The organism is Photobacterium phosphoreum (genome assembly GCF_002954725.1).
In the GTDB taxonomy this organism is placed as follows: Bacteria; Pseudomonadota; Gammaproteobacteria; order Enterobacterales; family Vibrionaceae; genus Photobacterium; species Photobacterium phosphoreum.
The window spans coordinates 743,536-761,633 of record NZ_MSCQ01000002.1 but is presented as its reverse complement, the minus strand read 5'-3'; the positions used below and the strand labels follow the sequence as shown (position 1 = coordinate 761,633).

At 39.5% G+C, this 18,098-nt stretch carries 17 protein-coding genes; 16 read left to right on the top strand and 1 reads right to left on the bottom strand.

Annotated elements, in window-relative coordinates; translation table 11 throughout:
• Positions 1-9: 9 nt before the first annotated feature.
• The 14 genes from BTO21_RS15630 (at position 10) to BTO21_RS15565 (ending at position 15,619) form a co-directional block, all read left to right on the top strand.
• Positions 10-1,764 (top strand): hydrogenase large subunit, encoded by a 1,755-nt coding sequence (locus BTO21_RS15630; RefSeq protein WP_045028390.1) that lies wholly within the window; start codon positions 10-12, stop codon positions 1,762-1,764.
• 8 nt (positions 1,765-1,772) lie between these two features.
• Positions 1,773-2,321, top strand: a complete 549-nt coding sequence (locus BTO21_RS15625; protein ID WP_045028389.1) for a formate hydrogenlyase complex iron-sulfur subunit — start codon at positions 1,773-1,775, stop codon at positions 2,319-2,321.
• On the top strand, positions 2,318-3,157 hold the full coding sequence (locus BTO21_RS15620) for an NADH-quinone oxidoreductase subunit B family protein (RefSeq protein WP_045028387.1): 840 nt from the start codon (positions 2,318-2,320) through the stop codon (positions 3,155-3,157). Before BTO21_RS15625 ends, BTO21_RS15620 begins: the two co-directional genes overlap by 4 nt.
• Complete coding sequence (locus BTO21_RS15615) at positions 3,154-3,603, top strand: formate hydrogenlyase maturation HycH family protein (protein WP_045028386.1); 450 nt, start codon at positions 3,154-3,156, stop codon at positions 3,601-3,603. Before BTO21_RS15620 ends, BTO21_RS15615 begins: the two co-directional genes overlap by 4 nt.
• 70 nt (positions 3,604-3,673) lie before the next feature.
• Positions 3,674-4,168: a hydrogenase maturation peptidase HycI gene (gene hycI / locus BTO21_RS15610; RefSeq protein ID WP_045028437.1), complete on the top strand. Its 495-nt coding sequence runs from the start codon at positions 3,674-3,676 to the stop codon at positions 4,166-4,168.
• 270 nt (positions 4,169-4,438) lie between these two features.
• A complete protein-coding gene (locus BTO21_RS15605) occupies positions 4,439-4,987 on the top strand; it encodes a 4Fe-4S dicluster domain-containing protein (protein WP_045028384.1) in 549 nt (182 codons plus the stop codon).
• Positions 4,988-5,045: 58 nt separating this feature from the next.
• Positions 5,046-7,190 (top strand): formate dehydrogenase subunit alpha, encoded by a 2,145-nt coding sequence (gene fdhF, locus BTO21_RS15600; protein ID WP_082056816.1) that lies wholly within the window; start codon positions 5,046-5,048, stop codon positions 7,188-7,190.
• A gap of 344 nt (positions 7,191-7,534) precedes the next feature.
• Positions 7,535-9,571 (top strand): sigma 54-interacting transcriptional regulator, encoded by a 2,037-nt coding sequence (locus tag BTO21_RS15595; protein ID WP_239997953.1) that lies wholly within the window; start codon positions 7,535-7,537, stop codon positions 9,569-9,571.
• A gap of 85 nt (positions 9,572-9,656) precedes the next feature.
• Positions 9,657-10,490 (top strand): formate dehydrogenase accessory sulfurtransferase FdhD, encoded by an 834-nt coding sequence (fdhD, locus tag BTO21_RS15590; protein ID WP_045028378.1) that lies wholly within the window; start codon positions 9,657-9,659, stop codon positions 10,488-10,490.
• Between the two features lie 112 nt (positions 10,491-10,602).
• The gene (locus BTO21_RS15585; protein WP_045028376.1) at positions 10,603-11,190 is read left to right on the top strand and encodes a HupE/UreJ family protein; all 588 of its coding nucleotides are present in this window, start codon (positions 10,603-10,605) and stop codon (positions 11,188-11,190) included.
• Positions 11,191-11,208: 18 nt separating this feature from the next.
• Positions 11,209-13,635, top strand: a complete 2,427-nt coding sequence (hypF, locus tag BTO21_RS15580) for a carbamoyltransferase HypF (protein WP_105026901.1) — start codon at positions 11,209-11,211, stop codon at positions 13,633-13,635.
• Between the two features lie 2 nt (positions 13,636-13,637).
• On the top strand, positions 13,638-13,979 hold the full coding sequence (gene hypA, locus BTO21_RS15575) for a hydrogenase maturation nickel metallochaperone HypA (protein ID WP_045028375.1): 342 nt from the start codon (positions 13,638-13,640) through the stop codon (positions 13,977-13,979).
• A gap of 1 nt (position 13,980) precedes the next feature.
• Positions 13,981-15,051 carry a hydrogenase nickel incorporation protein HypB gene (gene hypB / locus BTO21_RS15570; protein WP_045028373.1) on the top strand — a complete coding sequence of 357 codons (1,071 nt, stop codon included), beginning with the start codon at positions 13,981-13,983 and terminating at the stop codon, positions 15,049-15,051.
• Between the two features lie 265 nt (positions 15,052-15,316).
• The gene (locus BTO21_RS15565; RefSeq protein WP_045028372.1) at positions 15,317-15,619 is read left to right on the top strand and encodes a hypothetical protein; all 303 of its coding nucleotides are present in this window, start codon (positions 15,317-15,319) and stop codon (positions 15,617-15,619) included.
• A gap of 64 nt (positions 15,620-15,683) precedes the next feature.
• Here BTO21_RS15565 and BTO21_RS15560 read toward each other — a convergent pair whose 3' ends face one another.
• Entirely contained in the window at positions 15,684-16,334 is a 651-nt protein-coding gene (locus BTO21_RS15560) for an acyl-homoserine-lactone synthase (protein WP_045028370.1), read from the bottom strand.
• 473 nt (positions 16,335-16,807) lie between these two features.
• On the opposite strand from BTO21_RS15560, the gene BTO21_RS15555 reads away from it, so the two are divergent.
• Both BTO21_RS15555 and BTO21_RS20100 read left to right on the top strand, forming a co-directional pair.
• Complete coding sequence (locus BTO21_RS15555) at positions 16,808-17,296, top strand: hypothetical protein (RefSeq protein WP_065191803.1); 489 nt, start codon at positions 16,808-16,810, stop codon at positions 17,294-17,296.
• Positions 17,297-17,616: 320 nt separating this feature from the next.
• Positions 17,617-18,098: hypothetical protein (locus BTO21_RS20100; RefSeq protein ID WP_211298257.1), on the top strand; the 482-nt coding region annotated here is incomplete at its 3' end.

The window sequence follows — 18,098 nt, the reverse complement described above, 5'->3', positions numbered from 1 at the left end:
GTAATAGATATGACAAACAATACATCTCAACAATTTCACTCGCAGCCACAAGCGGGTCGTATTGGTAAAAACTATGTCGATGGTGTGAATCATTTCTTTCCATCCGCGATTATTGATGAAGAGTGGCAAACAGAAAACCAAGTCACTATCACGGTTAAAATGACGTCGTTAGTTGAAGTGATGAAATGGCTTTATTACGATCAAGGTGGCTGGTTAACGGTTACGTTTGGTAACGATGAACGTACTTTAAACGGTCATTTTGCGGTTTATCACGCACTTTCTATGGAAGGTGAAGTGAAAAGCTGGGTAACGGTAAAAGTATTGGTTGATGCTAATAGCCAAGAGTTTATCTCTATTACGCCAACTATTCCTGCTGCGGTATGGGGCGAGCGTGAAATCCGTGATATGTACGGTTTACGTCCGGTAGGTTTACCTGATGAGCGTCGTTTAGTACTGCCTGATGATTGGCCTGAAAACCTGCACCCATTGCGTAAAGATGCGATGGATTACCGTCAGCGTCCACAACCAACCACTGAAACAGAAACTTACCAGTTTGATAACCAGCTAGGTAACGACAGCAACCGTATTGTACCTGTAGGTCCGCTGCATATTACCTCTGATGAACCGGGTCACTTCCGTTTGTTCGTTGATGGTGAAGACATTGTTGATGCCGATTACCGTATGTTCTATGTTCACCGTGGCATGGAAAAACTGGCTGAAACACGCATGGGTTACCATGAAGTTGCACAGCTAACTGACCGCGTATGTGGTATCTGTGGTTTTACTCACAGTGTCGGTTACAGCAATACTATTGAAAACGCATTATCGGTTGATGTGCCATTCCGCGCCAAGATGATCCGTACTGTATTGCTTGAAGTTGAACGTCTACACAGTCACTTATTAAACATTGGTCTATCAAGCCACTTTGTTGGGTTTGACTCTGGCTTTATGCAATTTTTCCGTGTTCGTGAAAAGACCATGGAATTGGCTGAACTACTAACGGGTGCGCGTAAAACATACGGCATGAACCTTATCGGTGGTGTACGTCGTGATTTTCTAAAACAGCAGCGCGTACAAGGTATTGCGATGGTGAAAGAAGTGCGTCAGAAGTTCTCTGAGCTGGTGGATGTTTTACTTTCAACGCCTAATATTGGTAGCCGTACTGAAGGCGTAGGTATTTTAACCAAGCAAGTAGCCCGTGATTTTAGCCCAGTAGGTCCATTGATTCGTGCTAGTGGTTTTAACCGCGATGTACGTACTGTGCATGGTCAATCATTAGAGTCATACGGCAGTGTGCCGATTGATATTCAAGTGATGGAAAATGGCGATGTATTCTCACGTGTGATGGTACGTGTACGTGAAGTATTCGAATCTTTAAATGTGATTGAATACGGTCTTGATCACTTGCCACCGGGTGCGATTCTAACCGAAGGTTTTGATTACAAGCCTAATAAGTTTGCACTTGGCTTTACTGAAGCCCCTCGTGGTGAAAACGTTCACTGGAGCATGACAGGCGATAACCAGAAGTTATTCCGCTGGCGTTGTCGTGCGGCTACATACGCAAACTGGCCAACATTGCGTTATATGTTACGAGGTAACACTGTTGCTGATGCACCGTTAATTATTGGTAGCTTAGATCCTTGTTACTCATGTACTGACCGTGTAACGATTGTTGATACTAAGAAACAGCGCAGTAAAACCGTTCCTTATAAAGCGATTGAGCAATACAGCATTGACCGCAAGAACTCGCCATTCAAGCTTTAGGAGGTCATGTGTTTAAGTTATTAAAAACGGTAATAAAAACAGGTTCAGTTACCATTAAATATCCTTTTGCTCCGATGGAAGTGAATGAAGATTTTCGTGGTAAACCAGAACTCGATGCTGATCAATGCTTATCTTGTGGTGCGTGTACACGTGCTTGTCCTGCTAATGCCTTGATCATGGAAACCGATACTAAAGCGGGTACACGTCGTTGGGAGCTTTCAACAGCGCGCTGTATTTTCTGTGGTCGTTGTGAAGAAGTGTGCCCAACTCATGCGATTAAACTGACTCAGAATTTTGAGTTAGCCGTGACCAGTAAAGCCGATCTTTATGATGAAGCAGTATTTACGTTAGCGAATTGTCGTCAATGTGATCGTCCATTCGTGGCGCGTAAGTTACTTGAATATGTCATCGATACCCTTGAGCACAGTGGCGTAACGGGTGAACAACTTATAGAACGTCGTAAGCAAATCGAAACCTGTCCTGAATGTCGTCGCAGCAACAATATGTTAGATAGCGAAAATGTCAGTCACCTACGTTACCTTGAGGAGCAAAAGTGAAAGGTATTAAACAACTAGTAGGCACAGCCCATACTCAAACCGTACCTGTTGAACTGCCACCCAATAGCCAAAAGCTAAAAGATGCGCTGATCAAGGAAATTCGTCGTTCAGCGTATGTCTACCGCGTTGACTGCGGTGGTTGTAACGCCTGTGAGATTGAGATTTTTGCAGCAACTACGCCTATTTTTGATACCGAGCGTTTTGGTATCAAAATTGTCGCTTCACCGCGCCATGCCGATATTTTGCTTTATACCGGTTCGGTAACTCGTGCAATGCGTGCGCCTGCGCTGCGTGCTTATGAAGCCGCGCCGGATCCAAAGATTGTGATTTCATACGGTGCATGTGGTTGTGATGGTGGTATTTTCCACGATCTTTATTGTGTATGGGGTGGTACGGATAAAATTGTCCCAGTAGATGTTTACATTCCGGGTTGTCCACCGACACCTGCCGCAACTATTTTTGGTTTTGCGGTTGCGTTGGGTTTGCTTGATCAAAAATTGAAAGCCAAAGTACATCAACCTGAAGAACAAAAGGCGAGTTTAAAACACACTGAAATTCCATTGGATATTAAAGTGATGATTGAACGTCAAGCACGTGTACTTGCAGGTTATGTACAAGGACAACGTATTGCCGATGACGTTATGAATGTACTCGCCACTTGTAGTGCCGATGATGTTGATCAAAAAATCAGTGCTTACCTTGCGACTAAAAATGATCCACGACTTACTGAAATCGTAAATATTTTACTGTCAAAGACCATGGCAGCACTCACTGGTTCTGAAGCGTGTCCTAGTGCACAGCAAGATCAAACATCATGCGGAGGTTGTCACCAATGAGTGATGTTTTAGCGGAATTAACACAATCTCGCCATTTTCAAGGTCACGTCTACTTTTATACATTAGGCCGTAAATTTGTTGATGAAAGCTATGATGTGCCTGAAGAAGCTAAACAGATCATGTACTACAGCTTGGCGATTGGTCACCATTTAGGCGTAGTTGATTGTCTAAAAGCCGTGATTGAATGTGAAGGCGATGAATATCTAACATGGATCAGCGGCTTGCCACAAGACGGCGAAGCGTTCAATAAAATGAAAGGCTATTTTGTGTTTGGTGAAATCACCATTTACCCTGAACACCTTAATATGTTGGCGTTAGCGTTTGATCGAATTGATACCTCGACTCAAAATGCACTATCACAGCAGTTAACCCGTGATTTTATTGCTGCGTTAGGTGACATTCACCGCGAGCCGACGATGTATATGATGATTCGAGGCATACGCTAACCATGTTACATGATGAAAATATGCTACATGAGGTGAAAATATGCTTCAGGAAGTGAATTTGTCGACAGTGATGGGCGAAAGTGTTTCTAACGATGATGTTGATTTATCGGTTAGTAATATCGTGCTTACTGTCGGTAATAGCATGATGGGTGATGATGGTGCTGGTCCATTATTAGCAAAAATGATCAAAGATAATCCGATTTCAGGATGGAGCGTGCTGGAAGGTGGCTCGATGCCTGAAGATTGTTTACATCTTATTCGTAAAGCGCAGCCCCAACGTGTGATTGTGGTGGATGCGGCGGATATTGGTGAACAAGCAGGCGAAGTGCGAATTATTGATCCAGAAACTATTGTCGATATGTATGTGGTTTCGACCCATAGCTTGCCGCTTAATTTTTTGATTGACGATTTAAAAACTTTTGTGCCAGAGGTTATTTTTGTTGGTATTCAACCAGCTATTGTGGCGTTTTCATTTCCGCTAACCGAGATGGTGCAAACCGCGGTTGAAACGATTTACCAGCGCTTACCTGAGTGGCAAGGGTCGGGTGGTTTTGAGCATTGTTGATGTTTATTGGTGGTGACTGTCGACATTGATTGTCGAAGGGTGTCGATAACCACTGACGAACAGTGTCGATACAATTGACGAAGTTAATGACTTTATCGACATTAATAAAAAAGGAAGTACTGCATTGCATGTACTTCCTTTTTTTTTAATTTAATTTCAGTTGGTTAAAAATAAATTAATGATTTCGTAATTTATGGCACAACTAATGCTTAAAAGGAATAGCAACATAAGACTATGTTGCGATGTATCGATATCAACAAGGTATAGACCATGAACCGGTTTGTTTTTGCAGATCCAAATCTGTGTATTGGGTGTCGAACCTGTGAAATTGCTTGTGTTGTTTCTCATCAAGCAGATGGCAAGCTAACAGGGGTTGCTCCCGCAGATTTTTCACCACGGTTGACCTTGGTGAAAAATGCGCATGTGACAACGCCCGTAATGTGCCGTCAATGTGATGATGCACCTTGTGCTCAGGTTTGTCCTAATAACGCTATCGTTTTAGAAGATGGCTATGTAAAAGTGATTCAATCACGCTGTATCGGGTGTAAAACCTGTGTCATTGCTTGTCCCTACGGTGCAATGAATGTCGTGACTAAGATGGTTGAAGAATCAAAAGGTGCATCGCTATTTAAGCGCATGGTACCTAAGTCTCAAGCATTGAAATGTGACTTGTGTTCTCATCGTGAAGCAGGTCCTGCGTGTGTGGAAGTTTGTCCTACTAGCGCAATTCAGATTATTGAAGCTGAAACATTGATTGAAACAAGCAAACAAAAACGTGAAGCAGCTGCGCTCAATGCTGCTGTAGCGATCACTCGCTAGTGTTATAAACCCTCGGTTTACAATACATATTAATAACAATTACAGCCAAAAGGTTAGTATGAAAAAATCAATTGTTGTTTGTCCCTACTGTGGTACTGGGTGCAAACTAAAGTTGGTTGTCGAAAATAACAAAGTCGTGGCAGCAGAGCCAGCAATGGGTCGTACCAATGAAGGCCAACTTTGTTTGAAAGGCTACTATGGTTGGGATTTTCTCAACGATACCAACTTATTAACACCACGCCTAAAGCAACCAATGATTCGCCGTACACGTGAATCAGCATTAGAAGCCGTGTCTTGGGATGAAGCTATTCAATTTGCCGGCGATAAGCTAATGGCAATTAAAAAGCAATATGGTCCAGATGCGATAATGACAACAGGTTCAGCCCGCGGTCCGGGTAACGAAGCCAACTATGTGATGCAAAAACTCGCAAGGGCGGTGATCGGAACCAACAATGTTGACCACTGTGCTAGGGTGTGACACGCACCATCAGTCTCCGGTCTGGAGACAACAGTAGGTAATGGCGCAATGAGTAACGCTATTCCCGAAATTCAACTTACTAAATGCTTACTCATTTTCGGTTACAACGCGGCTGATTCTCATCCAGTTGTAGCAAGACATATTCTTAAAGCCCGTGCAAATGGCGCTAAAATTATTGTATGTGACCCACGTAAGATCGAATCTGCGCGTGTTGCTGATCAATGGTTAGCGTTAAAGAACGGTTCGAACATGGCACTCGTTAATGCGTTAGCGAATGTGATTATCGAAGAAAACTTATACGACAAATCTTTCGTTGAAAATAATACTGAAGGTTTTGCTGAGTTCCGTGAAATTGCTTCACGTTACACACCTGAATCAGTAGAAGAAGTAACCGGTCTTAAAGCGGCAGATATTCGCTTGGCGGCACGTACTTATGCTGCTGCGCCTGAAGCGATGATTCTTTGGGGTATGGGTGTTACTCAGTATGGTCAAGCGGTTGATGTTGTTCGTGGTTTAGCAGGCCTTGCATTGCTAACGGGCAACTTTGGTCGTCCTGGTGTGGGTTGTGGTCCGGTTCGTGGTCAAAACAACGTTCAAGGTACCTGTGACATGGGTATGTTGCCGCACCAATTCCCTGGCTATCAAGACGTAAACATTGATGCCAATCGCGAAAAGTTTGAAAAAGCGTGGGGTGTTGAGCTTTCAGGTAAGCCGGGTTACCGCTTAACTGAATTAGGTCACAAGGTAAACGAAGGCGTTTGTAAAGCTTTCTATATCTTTGGTGAAGATCCAGCACAAACTGAAGCAGATCTAGCCGTAATGCGCGATACTATGCGCAAGATGGATCTTGTTATCGTACAAGATATCTTCATGACTCAAACAGCTGAATTTGCTGATGTGATTTTCCCTGCGACAAGTTGGGGCGAACATGAAGGTGTTTACAGCAGTGCTGACCGTGGTTTCCAACGCTTTTATAAAGCAGTGATCCCAACGGGTAATGTGAAGCCGGACTGGGAAATCTTTAGTTTGTTAGCAACGTACATGGGTTATCCTATGTCGTATAACAATACTGAAGAAATCTGGGATGAACTTCGTGCATTATGTCCTGATTATGCAGGTGTAACGTATGAGAAAATGGCTGATCTGAAATCTGTGCAATGGCCTTGTCCAACAGAAGATCATCCAGGTACATCTTACTTATTTAAAGATAACAAGTTCACTACACCATCAGGTAAAGGGATGTTTATTGGTGCTGATTGGCGTCCGCCGCTAGAGCAACCAGATGCTGATTACCCGTTAGTGTTGTCAACTGTGCGTGAAGTAGGCCACTACTCTTGTCGTTCAATGACAGGTAACTGTGCTGCGCTACAAACATTGGCTGATGAACCTGGTTATGTGCAAATGCATCCAGATAACGCCAAAGCATTGGGGATCGATGATCAACAATTAGTTTGGGTGTCTTCTCGCCGTGGTAAAGTTATCTCTCGAGCTAACTACAATGAGCGTGTTAATAAAGGTGTTGTTTACATGACATACCAATGGTGGATTGGTGCATGTAATGAATTAACCATTGAACATGTTGATCCTATTTCAGGTACGCCTGAATTTAAATATTGTGCTGTTAAAGTAGAAAATATTGATGATCAACCGTGGGCTGAAAATTATGTACAAACTGAGTACAGTAATTTGAAAGCACGCTTGAAAAACCATGTTAAGAATGCGTAAGTATATTGTTTGAATAAGACCTGTTAAGGTTTATATTTAATATATAGCAGCATAAATGAAATTAAGGTTTCCAAGATAAAAGATTGATTATTTTTATCTTGGTGCCTTATGTCATTTATTATCTAAATAACTATCCTGATTTATTTTTTAGCTCAAAAGATTGGTAATATTGTTACTTTTATTTTAGTGATGTTATTGTTAATAATTATTGATTGATATAGATCAATACTTGGTTGTTAAAATACTTGAGAATTGTATAACAAATGATTGAGTTATTAATCACTATTTGAGTCATATTATCAGCAAGAGTTAATGTCAGAATGGAAAACTTTGAAAGCGATTTAATGATTTTTTCTAAGGCATTATTGTCTATTAATGATATATCGGGTGTGATAAATTTTCTAAATAATGAAAGTTTGTTATTCATCGATGCCGATCGTGTTAATATTATTTTAAAAGATGATATAAATGCGCAATCAATACTATACTACCAAGATGCGGATAAAAACTTCCAATGCTATGATTATTCAGAAGATAATCTAAGTCTTCATCATGTTGTGTCGTGTGAGTATAGTCATTATATTAATGGCGAAGAACTTTATCGAACATTTCCTCAATTATCTCTTCATCCGGCATACACTAATATTCAAACTTATTGTAAAATACCGCTGCTAATAGCCAATCAGCAGTTAGGCGCGATTGAATATATTAATCTCCGTTTACCTAGTTATGATGATGTAGAAAAACAATTTAAACTGTTCAATAATATGGTTGCTGCAATGGTCGAACATATTCTTGAGCATCAAGTTGCTTCATCGTTAACGCAACAATTAAGTAACGAACATAAGAACTATCAATTTTTAGTTGATATTACCAATGCTGTTATTAATCAAAGTTCAAAAAAAGAACTAATTAGAACGCTATTAGGCTTTTTATTTCAACGTTTTGGGATGAATGAATTATCAATAATACAATCTCAAGATGGCCATTATAACCAATATTCTGGTGGTGCTATTGACGGCGGCATTGATTATCAATGTCATTTTTTTACCGATGACAGCATGATCAAAAATGCGGTTGAAAATAATAAAGCCGTAATTTTAACCGCTGCTGATATTTATAAATTAAAACGGGATGATAATAGTCCTTATTTCTCATCACTGGCGAAAAGTGCGTGTGTTATGCCAATGATATTTAGAGGTTTAACCATCGGTTATATCTGTTATGTCAAGGCAGTAGAAACACAATTTCAATCGAGTGAGATTGAGTTATTTAAACAAATATCAGCGCGGGTCGCATTAGCGATGCACAGTATTAAAGTGCATCAGTCGGCCATTCCGCATCGACCTCAAACTAAGTTTATCAGTATTGAGGATAGCTATGATGAGCATGCCATTTTTGATGACATTATCAGTCAAAGTGAAGTGATGAATAAAGTGCTAGAGCAAGTGGCATTAGTCGCAAGTTGTGATAGTACCGTATTGATTTTAGGGGAATCAGGTACTGGCAAGGAATTGATTGCACGTGCGATCCATAAAATGAGTCATCGCAGTAAAACTGACATGGTAAAAATGAACTGTGCAGCGATCCCGAGTGGTTTATTTGAAAGTGAATTGTTTGGTCATGAGCGCGGAGCATTTACAGGTGCGGTTACTCAACGTGTGGGGCGATTTGAACAAGCCCATAAAGGTACGCTATTTCTTGATGAAATTGGTGATATGCCATTGGAGTTACAACCTAAGTTATTACGTGCCTTGCAAGAAAATGAAATTGAGCGTGTTGGTAAAAATCAGCTAATCAGTGTCGATGTACGGATAGTGGTCGCGACCAATGTTAATTTATTGCAAATGGTACAACAGAAACAATTTCGTAACGATTTGTATTATCGCTTAAATGTTTTTCCGATTGAGATACCGCCGTTACGTGAACGAGCAGAAGATATTCCCTTATTAGTTAAACATTTTACCCGTGAACTTGCCAAGAAAATGGGTAAAACCATTACTTCGATTGCGGTGGAAGACATGGCGATTATGCAGCAATTCTCATGGCCGGGTAATGTACGTGAATTGCGTAATGTGATTGAACGTTCGGTTATTTTAACCCGTGGTCAGGTGCTTAATGTCCCTATTCAAGAGTTGGTGCCGTTACCGCCAAAAGGGATCGATACACCTGTCGAGTCGATTGAGCCGCAAGTTGTGCGAGTTAATCAGGTTAAATCGACACCAGCGGTGATTGATCGACAGATGATAGTGGATACTTTAATCAGTTGTCATGGTGTCATCGCTGGACCTAATGGGGTCGCAAATCAATTGGGGCTAAAACGAACCACGTTATTGTCTCGTATGCAAAAAATGGGTTTGAATAGCCAAGATTATCGTTAATTAGCTGAATGTGATAAACAAAATTTTATAAACAAACAGTGATTGTCGTAATAAATATGACGTAATAAATAAGTAAAGGAAAAAGATGTTGACCACCTTAGAAGCGTTACCGGAATCGATGTTTTGTAATGCAAGCGAACGTTCTATTGTACGTTACCGTAAAGGCAAAAGTGATTGCTGTGAACTTGACTACATCATTGAAGAAACGCCGGTTGCGATTGCTTTTAATGGTGTCGCTTACACCGTAATGATGTGTACGCCAAATGACTTAGAACAGTTTGCGATTGGCTTTTCGTTATCAGAAGGGATCATCGATCATCATCGTGATATTCATGATATTGAAATGATGCCTACCTGTGATGGCATCAACATTAATGTCACGATTGCCAATCGCTGTGTGGCGCGTTTACAACAAAAACGTCGTTCTCTTGCTGGACTAACAGGTTGCGGCATTTGTGGTGAAGAAAAATTAGAAACAGTATGCCGTGCATTAGATCCTGTGCCGTCATCAGTACAGTTTGATTTAGGTTTCCTTGATCCTGTCTTACAACAATTATTACGTAAACAGCAATTAAATCAGTTAACTGGCTCTGCTCATGCGGCGGTATATATCAACCAACAAGGTCAAGTAGAAGCTATTTTTGAAGATGTAGGTCGTCATATTGCACTGGATAAATTGGTGGGTTGTATTCATCAGCGACAGTTAAGGGGTGGTGCGGTATTAGTCACAAGTCGTGCCAGTTTTGAAATGGTTCAGAAAGCCGCATCTGCAGGGGTTGAAGTGCTGTTAGCGATTTCATCAGCAACTAAAATGGCGGTTGATCTGGCGGAAAAACTTAATCTGACGTTATTGGGCCATTGTCGTAATGGTCGCGCAGATGCTTATGCGCATCCTGAACGTATTACAGGGATGATTTAATAACGCTTAGGTATTGAATTTACGGTTAATAAGTACGTCTCCCTAGTACTTATTAGCAATAAATCCCCCGTTAAAGCGGGTTTTGATTCTATGACACTAAGGATAAAAATAAATGAAATTTAAACATATTGTTGCCAGTGCGCTTACTCTTTTTTCACCCATTGTTTTAGCACACCCTGGTCACATTGGTCCTCATACTACAACGGGTTTTATGACCGGTTTTGTGCACCCATTTACTGGCCTTGATCACTTATCTGTAATGATTGGTGTCGGTTTACTGGCAGCATTGATGGGCGGTAAAGTTGTTTCACGTCTACCAATGGCGTTTATTGGGATTATGGTCGTTGGCGGTGCATTAGGTGTTGCTGGTATGGTATTACCGGGCATTGAAATGGGCATTGCTTTATCTGTAATTGGTATGGGCGCAATGTTATTGGCTGGCGGTCGTATGTCTGAGAAATTGGCAACGGGATTAGTAATGGCTTTTGCATTATTCCACGGCATGGCACACGGTATGGAAATGCCGCTTGATGCACAAGCGATGGAATACTTTAGTGGTTTTGTTGTAGCAACTGCAATCTTACATGTATCAGGCATTGCATTAGGTAAGTTAGTCATGACATCAGCAGTAAACCAACGTGTGATGCGTGTGGTTGGGATTGTTATGGCAGCGTTTGGTGGCATTTTAATGCTGTCGTAATTTAGCTGGATAATCACAGTGAAAGACAACTTTGCACGACAATATATTCATATTACCGGCATTGTACAAGGGGTCGGTTTCCGCCCCTTTGTCTATCAACTGGCGCTACAATATGCGTTAGTTGGATGGGTAATCAATGATTCGGAAGGGGTGAAAATAGAAGCTCAAGGTGATACTAAAAACCTTGAACACTTTATTATTGCACTTGAGCAACAAGCACCGCCTTTAAGCCGTATTGATCACGTAACGGTGACATCACTCCCGTTGTGGTTAGCTCCTGAAAAACCCACTTTGTTTAGTATCGAGAAAAGTCAGCACTGTGATAGCACCAGTGTATCTGTTTCTCCTGATCAAGGGCTTTGCGATGCCTGCAAACAAGACATTGCCGATCCTACCTCGCGTTATTACCAATATCCTTTTACCAATTGTACCCATTGTGGCCCTCGCTATAGCATTACACGTGCGTTGCCGTACGATCGAGTGACCACCAGTATGGAAGGTTTTGCTTTATGTTGCGATTGCCAGCAAGCGTATGAAAACCCACTTGATCGCCGTTACCATGCCCAACCAATAAGTTGTGCAGTGTGTGGGCCGTGGACACGCTTTATTGATTACAGCCATAATCATAATTTTTCATCAGCTGCGCTAAGCCATAGTGCCGAGTTAATTCAGCAAGCCGCGATTAATCAATTAGCCAAACGTCTTCAAACGGGCGCTGTGGTTGCGATTAAAGGATTAGGTGGTTTTCATCTTGTTTGTGATGGTACTCATGCTCAAGCTGTTGCGAAATTACGCCAGATTAAACATCGCCAACAGAAACCATTAGCGGTAATGGTTGCTGATATTGAGACTGCACAGCAATTGGTGGTAGGTGAGCCGATTGAATGGCAAGCATTAGATTCTCAAGCACGTCCGATTGTGCTAATGAACAAATCTCAAATCCCAGCCTCGATGAGTGTTAATTCTACCAATCTCGCGGTTAATGTTGCGATGAATGTAGCGCCGAATGTACCTTATTTAGGGGTTATGCTGCCTTATACACCTTTACACTATTTATTGTTCACCGCATTAGCTGAAATTAATGCAACCGCAGTGTTAGTGATGACCAGTGCTAATGTTTCAGGGATGCCAATTGCGACTGAGATCCAGCAAATCGAACAGCAATTTTCAGGCACGATTGATAGTGTCCTTGATCATAATCGTCCGATTGTTCATGCCTGTGACGACAGTGTGGTTCACTATACTGGGGGCAAAATACGTACTCTGCGTATGGCGCGTGGTTATGCGCCTTATAGTCAATTTGGCAATAAAGCCGAGACAATAACGCTAGCATTAGGTGCACAACAAAAATCCACTATCGGATTAGCATTACCGCAGCAATGGGTATTATCGCCTTATATTGGTGATCTTAATAATCTCGATACTGAGCAGCGCTATTTACAAACCGTGGCTGATTTACAAGCCTTATATCAGGTGACTGCACCACAAGTTGTCTGTGATAAACACCCTAGTTATTACTCGACTGCTTATGCAAAACAACTGATCACCGCTTCTGAAACGCCAGTAGAACTACTGCAAGTTCAGCATCATCATGCGCATATTTTAGCAGTAATGGCGGAGTTTAATCTCACTAAACCGGTACTTGGCTTTACCTTTGATGGTACAGGTTGGGGTGATGATGACACCGTATGGGGCGGGGAGGTCTTATTAACATCATGCCAAGATTATCAACGTATTGGTCATTTACGTCCCTTCCGGCTTATTGGTGGTGAGCAAGCGATTAAAGAGCCTGCGCGGTTATTACTGGCAATGTTACTTGAGTGCTATGAGGTTGATGATATTAAGTCAATGCAGTTAAGTGCTTTTTCAACATGGACTGAAACGCACTTTAATAATCTGTATCAGTTATGGCAAAGTGGCAGCCGTTCACCTTATACCTCTTCAATCGGTCGATTTATTGATGCGTGGGCGTGTCTATTAGGCTTGGTCGATAAGGTTAATTATGAAGGTCAATGTGGGTTGTTATTAGAACAAGCTGCTAAGCAGAATACCTATTATATTCCATTATCGTTTCAGATTACAGCCGCTGGTATTATTGATTGGCAGCCTTTGTTTGCCCACGTATTACCGCTTGTTGGTGAGATCCGTGATGATCGACGTCAAACATGGATCAATAGTTTAGCGCATGGTGTATTGACGGCTATTGCAAAAATGATTGCCACTATTGCTAAACAGCATCCTAGCCATGCGGTTGTTCTCGGCGGTGGCGTGTTTCAAAACCGAGTTTTAGTTGATCAGATTTATCACCAATTCTCAGGTCAATCACAGCCGGTGTATTGTGGTGAAAAACTGCCGTCAAATGATGGTGCAATTGCCGCAGGACAATTGTGGTATGCACTTCACTATTCCCATCTTCATTCAACCATCGAGTCAGAGGCACTGTAACAATGCATGAATTATCACTGAGTATAAATACGGTTGATACCGTGGTTGAACAAGCACAAAAACAAGGTTTTAAACGTGTGATAAGTGTGACATTAGCGATTGGCACACTGTCATGTATTGAACATCAGGCATTAGCGACAGGGTTTGAATTTGCGAGTCGTGGCACTATTGCAGAAGATGCCCAATTAAAGATTGAATCCGTTGCAGCGCGAGTTTGGTGCTTAGATTGTCAACAACATGTAGAAATTCCAGAGCGTGGCGTGAGTTGTCCGCGTTGTCATGGTTATCAACTTAAAGTTGAAACTGGAGAAGAATTAATGATTAAACATATCGAGGTTGAATAATATGTGTAATGTATGCGGTTGCGGCGATAGCCGAATTGAAGGTCACTCTCACGAACATCATGATCACAGCCATGATGATCATCATCACAATGAACATTCACACCAGCATAATGATCATCATCCAGTAGCAGATGTGCCACAATCAGTTGTGATCCATCACCATTATCACCATCAAGGTGATGTTCATCATCATGTTCATTATACGTTGCCTGCTGGCACCATGCCTCAGCAAGCCGCACATGGACATCATCATGAGCATGAAAATGATCACGCACATTCACATGATCACGACCATAACCATGATCATCATGCCGATCATCACCATCATCAAGTACAGCATCAACCTGAGCGTTTAGAAACGGGTGATTTACACTATGGTAAAGGTGAAGCGGAAGTGCATGTTGCCGGTGTATCACAGCGACAGTTATTAACATTAGAGATGGATATTTTAGGTAATAATAATCAGCTTGCAGCGCATAACCGCGAGCATTTTATTGAGAACCGTCAATTAGTACTTAATCTTGTTTCAAGTCCAGGGTCAGGTAAAACGACGTTATTAACCGAAACCTTGATGAAATTAAAACATCAGTGTGCTTGCGCAGTGATTGAAGGTGATCAACAGACAAGCAATGATGCTGATCGTATTCGTGCGACAGCTGTGCCCGCTATTCAAGTTAATACAGGTAAAGGGTGTCATCTCGATGCTCAAATGATCCATGATGCTTATCATCAATTAGCGATCAATGAACCTGGATTTTTGTTTATTGAAAATGTCGGTAATTTAGTCTGTCCTGCCAGTTTTGATCTTGGTGAAGCGTCTAAAGTTGCGATTTTATCGGTGACGGAAGGCGAGGATAAACCTCTTAAATATCCAAATATGTTTGCAGCTGCTGATTTAATGATCATCAATAAAATCGATCTGTTGCCTTATGTTGATGTCAATATAGAAGATTGTGTCGCTAACGCCCGTAAAGTGAATCCTAATATTCAAGTGATTAAGCTTTCAGCCAAAACAGGTGAAGGGATGGACGCATGGCTTAACTGGTTAAACGAAAATCGACAGCAATTGTAATTAATTTCTGCTATTTATACTTATAAGTTTGCTGTGTATATCATTTTTATATATGCAGCATTTTTTTGTATTTTTAATGTATAACCTATATATATATCTAATTAGTGATAACGCTCAAAAAATCGTTTAAAGAGACAAATTATTACTATCATTTTTTTGATTTTTCTATAGAATCCCGCGCACATTAGCTAGCAGAGCTGAAGCGCGTACTTGCGTTATGTCTCTCATTAGCGATAATTTTGATGATAAACAACGTAAGTAGCCAATGAAAACACACACCTTTGTTGCAGCAGCAGTATTATTATCAGGCTGTGATATCACTACTGAAACACGCCAACCACCTACAGCAAATGATATTGAAATGTGCCAACAGCGTATTGCTGTTAAAACGAATTATGCTATCACTGCGATGTCAGACAATAGCTTGGATAATAAATCGCAAGATAACCGTAATTGGGTATATGTTAATTATCAAAAAAATAATAATCGTGGCTATTTGAAATTTCGATGTAATGAAAATTATGTTGAAGTCTGGGCCTCAGGTGCTGCGATGTGGACTAGCTTATAATTGATTTTTAAGGTGCTCGTATCATGATTGGTACGAGCATTTTTTTATGGGGTTAGATTGTACATTAAAGATGTGCGGTCGTAATCAGTGTAGGAAACAGAGTCGTGCACTGATAATGAATCACATACTCCCCATTGCTTGAAAGAGCTAAGAAATAGAGTAACTCATAGCAGTGTTTTTTCTTCACAAAGTTTTCAATGGTTTTTAATGCAATCGCATTACTCAGTGTCATAGGAAGATCGTAATATGGCGTTATAAATAAGCGTTTATCATCTTCAATTTGTGGCACGACTTCGGTTATCTTTTTATTATTATCCACCACTTGTGGCGTATTAGTTTTTGTTAGTGGGTGCTTTATGACTTGTTGAAAAACACGATAACGTTCATATTCCGCCCAACAAGATAAGATATTACCAAATAACGTGATAGCTTGTTTTTCAATTTCAATATAATACAAAGCAAGGTTATCTAGAGGGACAATGCCATTAATAGTTTGTGCATAATCACTGGTAATGCATTGATATAGATTATCTGTTTGGTAAGGCATTAAGTGATTAATCGTTTCTATTCGTGCAGTGACTAATGTAGCAAAGAAGTCAGCATCATCATGTAAATGGATATGTTCATCAATAAATTGGAAAAAGTTTTGCTGTATTGTTGATTGATGATTAGTACATAAAGGGATGGCTGAATTTATAATGACATTAGTGTACATTCAATAATATGCTCGATCAAAAAAAGGGGTTAATGGATGATAAGTAATACATTAATCAAATAATGCATTTATATGTATATAGTGTGATTGTTGTCAAATAAAATCGATGTATATTTTTCCATTTGTGTATTATGTGCCATTTTAGTATTGATAAGCAATACTTGTATGTTATAAAAGTATTTTCGATAGGGGTTTTTTATTGAATCAATGAATACGGGAATCTTAACCTGTCGTTTCATATCCATATCTATGGCTTTCAATGATGACATTCATCGCAAAAATAATGCGGCTTTAAATAGTGTTAAATATTTATTTGTGATCACACCTGATTCGTTTTTATTTACTATTCTCATTATTTAATTAGTCGCTATTATAGGGAAGTACTTTTTTAAATACTGATGCCATAAGATTTAGATTTGGATAAAACAATACCGTGCAGGTATTGTTTATTTTATTGATGTTAAAGGAATAATATGAGTAAATTTTTTTGGCTTGCTTGGACTTGTGTTGCAATGTTACCTGTTCATGCAAATGCATCTGAATGGAATTCTTCAGGGATTGATGGGCATTATGTTTTATCGTCCTTGATTGATGAGCAAAAGGGACAGCAAAAAGTTTTTTTTTCGCTTTATAAGGCAAAATATAATAACAATGGCTTTGAGCGTTTTTTGAGTCAGTGCAATAAAAATGGTTTTGATAAAACAGTTTTAATGACCATTAATGGCCAAGAAGTGCAAATGGATAAGATTTGTCGTAGAACTGAAGACAGCAAAAATTATTGGGTTTATACACCAACAACAAATGAAGGTTTAGCATTTTTAATTACTCAATTTAAATATACCGAAACGGTTAATGTCCATAAAGTCTTCGTTAATATATATAACCAAGAAACAGAATTAGAATTTAAGATTTCTGCTCAAGGGTTTGTTGAGGCGTGGAAGAAATCAGAACAGATACTTTAGTATGAATGTATACGTGTGAAGTTATATATAAATAAAGTTAAAAATGATATTAATGTTTTTGATATCATTTTTATTTTATGATTAAAATACACATTACAATAAAACTTTATATATGTATTTGGTGTTAATTAAGAATAATATAGGTATTAATTGCTAAATAAGATACTATTGGTATCAAGGATTATATGTTTTTAACGGATAAATTTTCAATGGTAAATTATAGGTTGAACATTATGAGTTTATTTGTTTGTAATTAAATATTTATGTTTAAAATCAGTGAGTTAAATTGATAGTCCGTTTGTTTTTATTTGTGTGTGGTTATGATTAAATTTTCTAGATTGTTTGTAATGATAGTAATCTCTTTTTTTATTGCTTTTAATTTTACGGAAACAAAAAAAGACAAACTTGAAAATGAAGTTGAACAATATTTTAGATACTTAACGGATACTATTTATAGATATCAAATTAATGTATTTAATTCAAAAATAGTAAAAGATGAGTATAATAAACCTAAAGGCTTATTATACTTTAATACACCTACCATTGATGAAAAAACAAAAAATATATCTGTAAACATAGACAATTTTTTTCGTTTAATTAATGAAAATAAAATAATTCAAGGTAATGTATGGAAAGTAGCAAATATTTACCCTAATTATATGTATATCAAACCATATAGTGATAAGTGTAAAAATAGGTCAGGTGACAAGATAGTAAACTGCAAACAATATTTCGATTATTTATTAAAAAAAGAAAAAATCAAACGTAATTTAGAACAATCTAATTTAACGGTATATGAAAC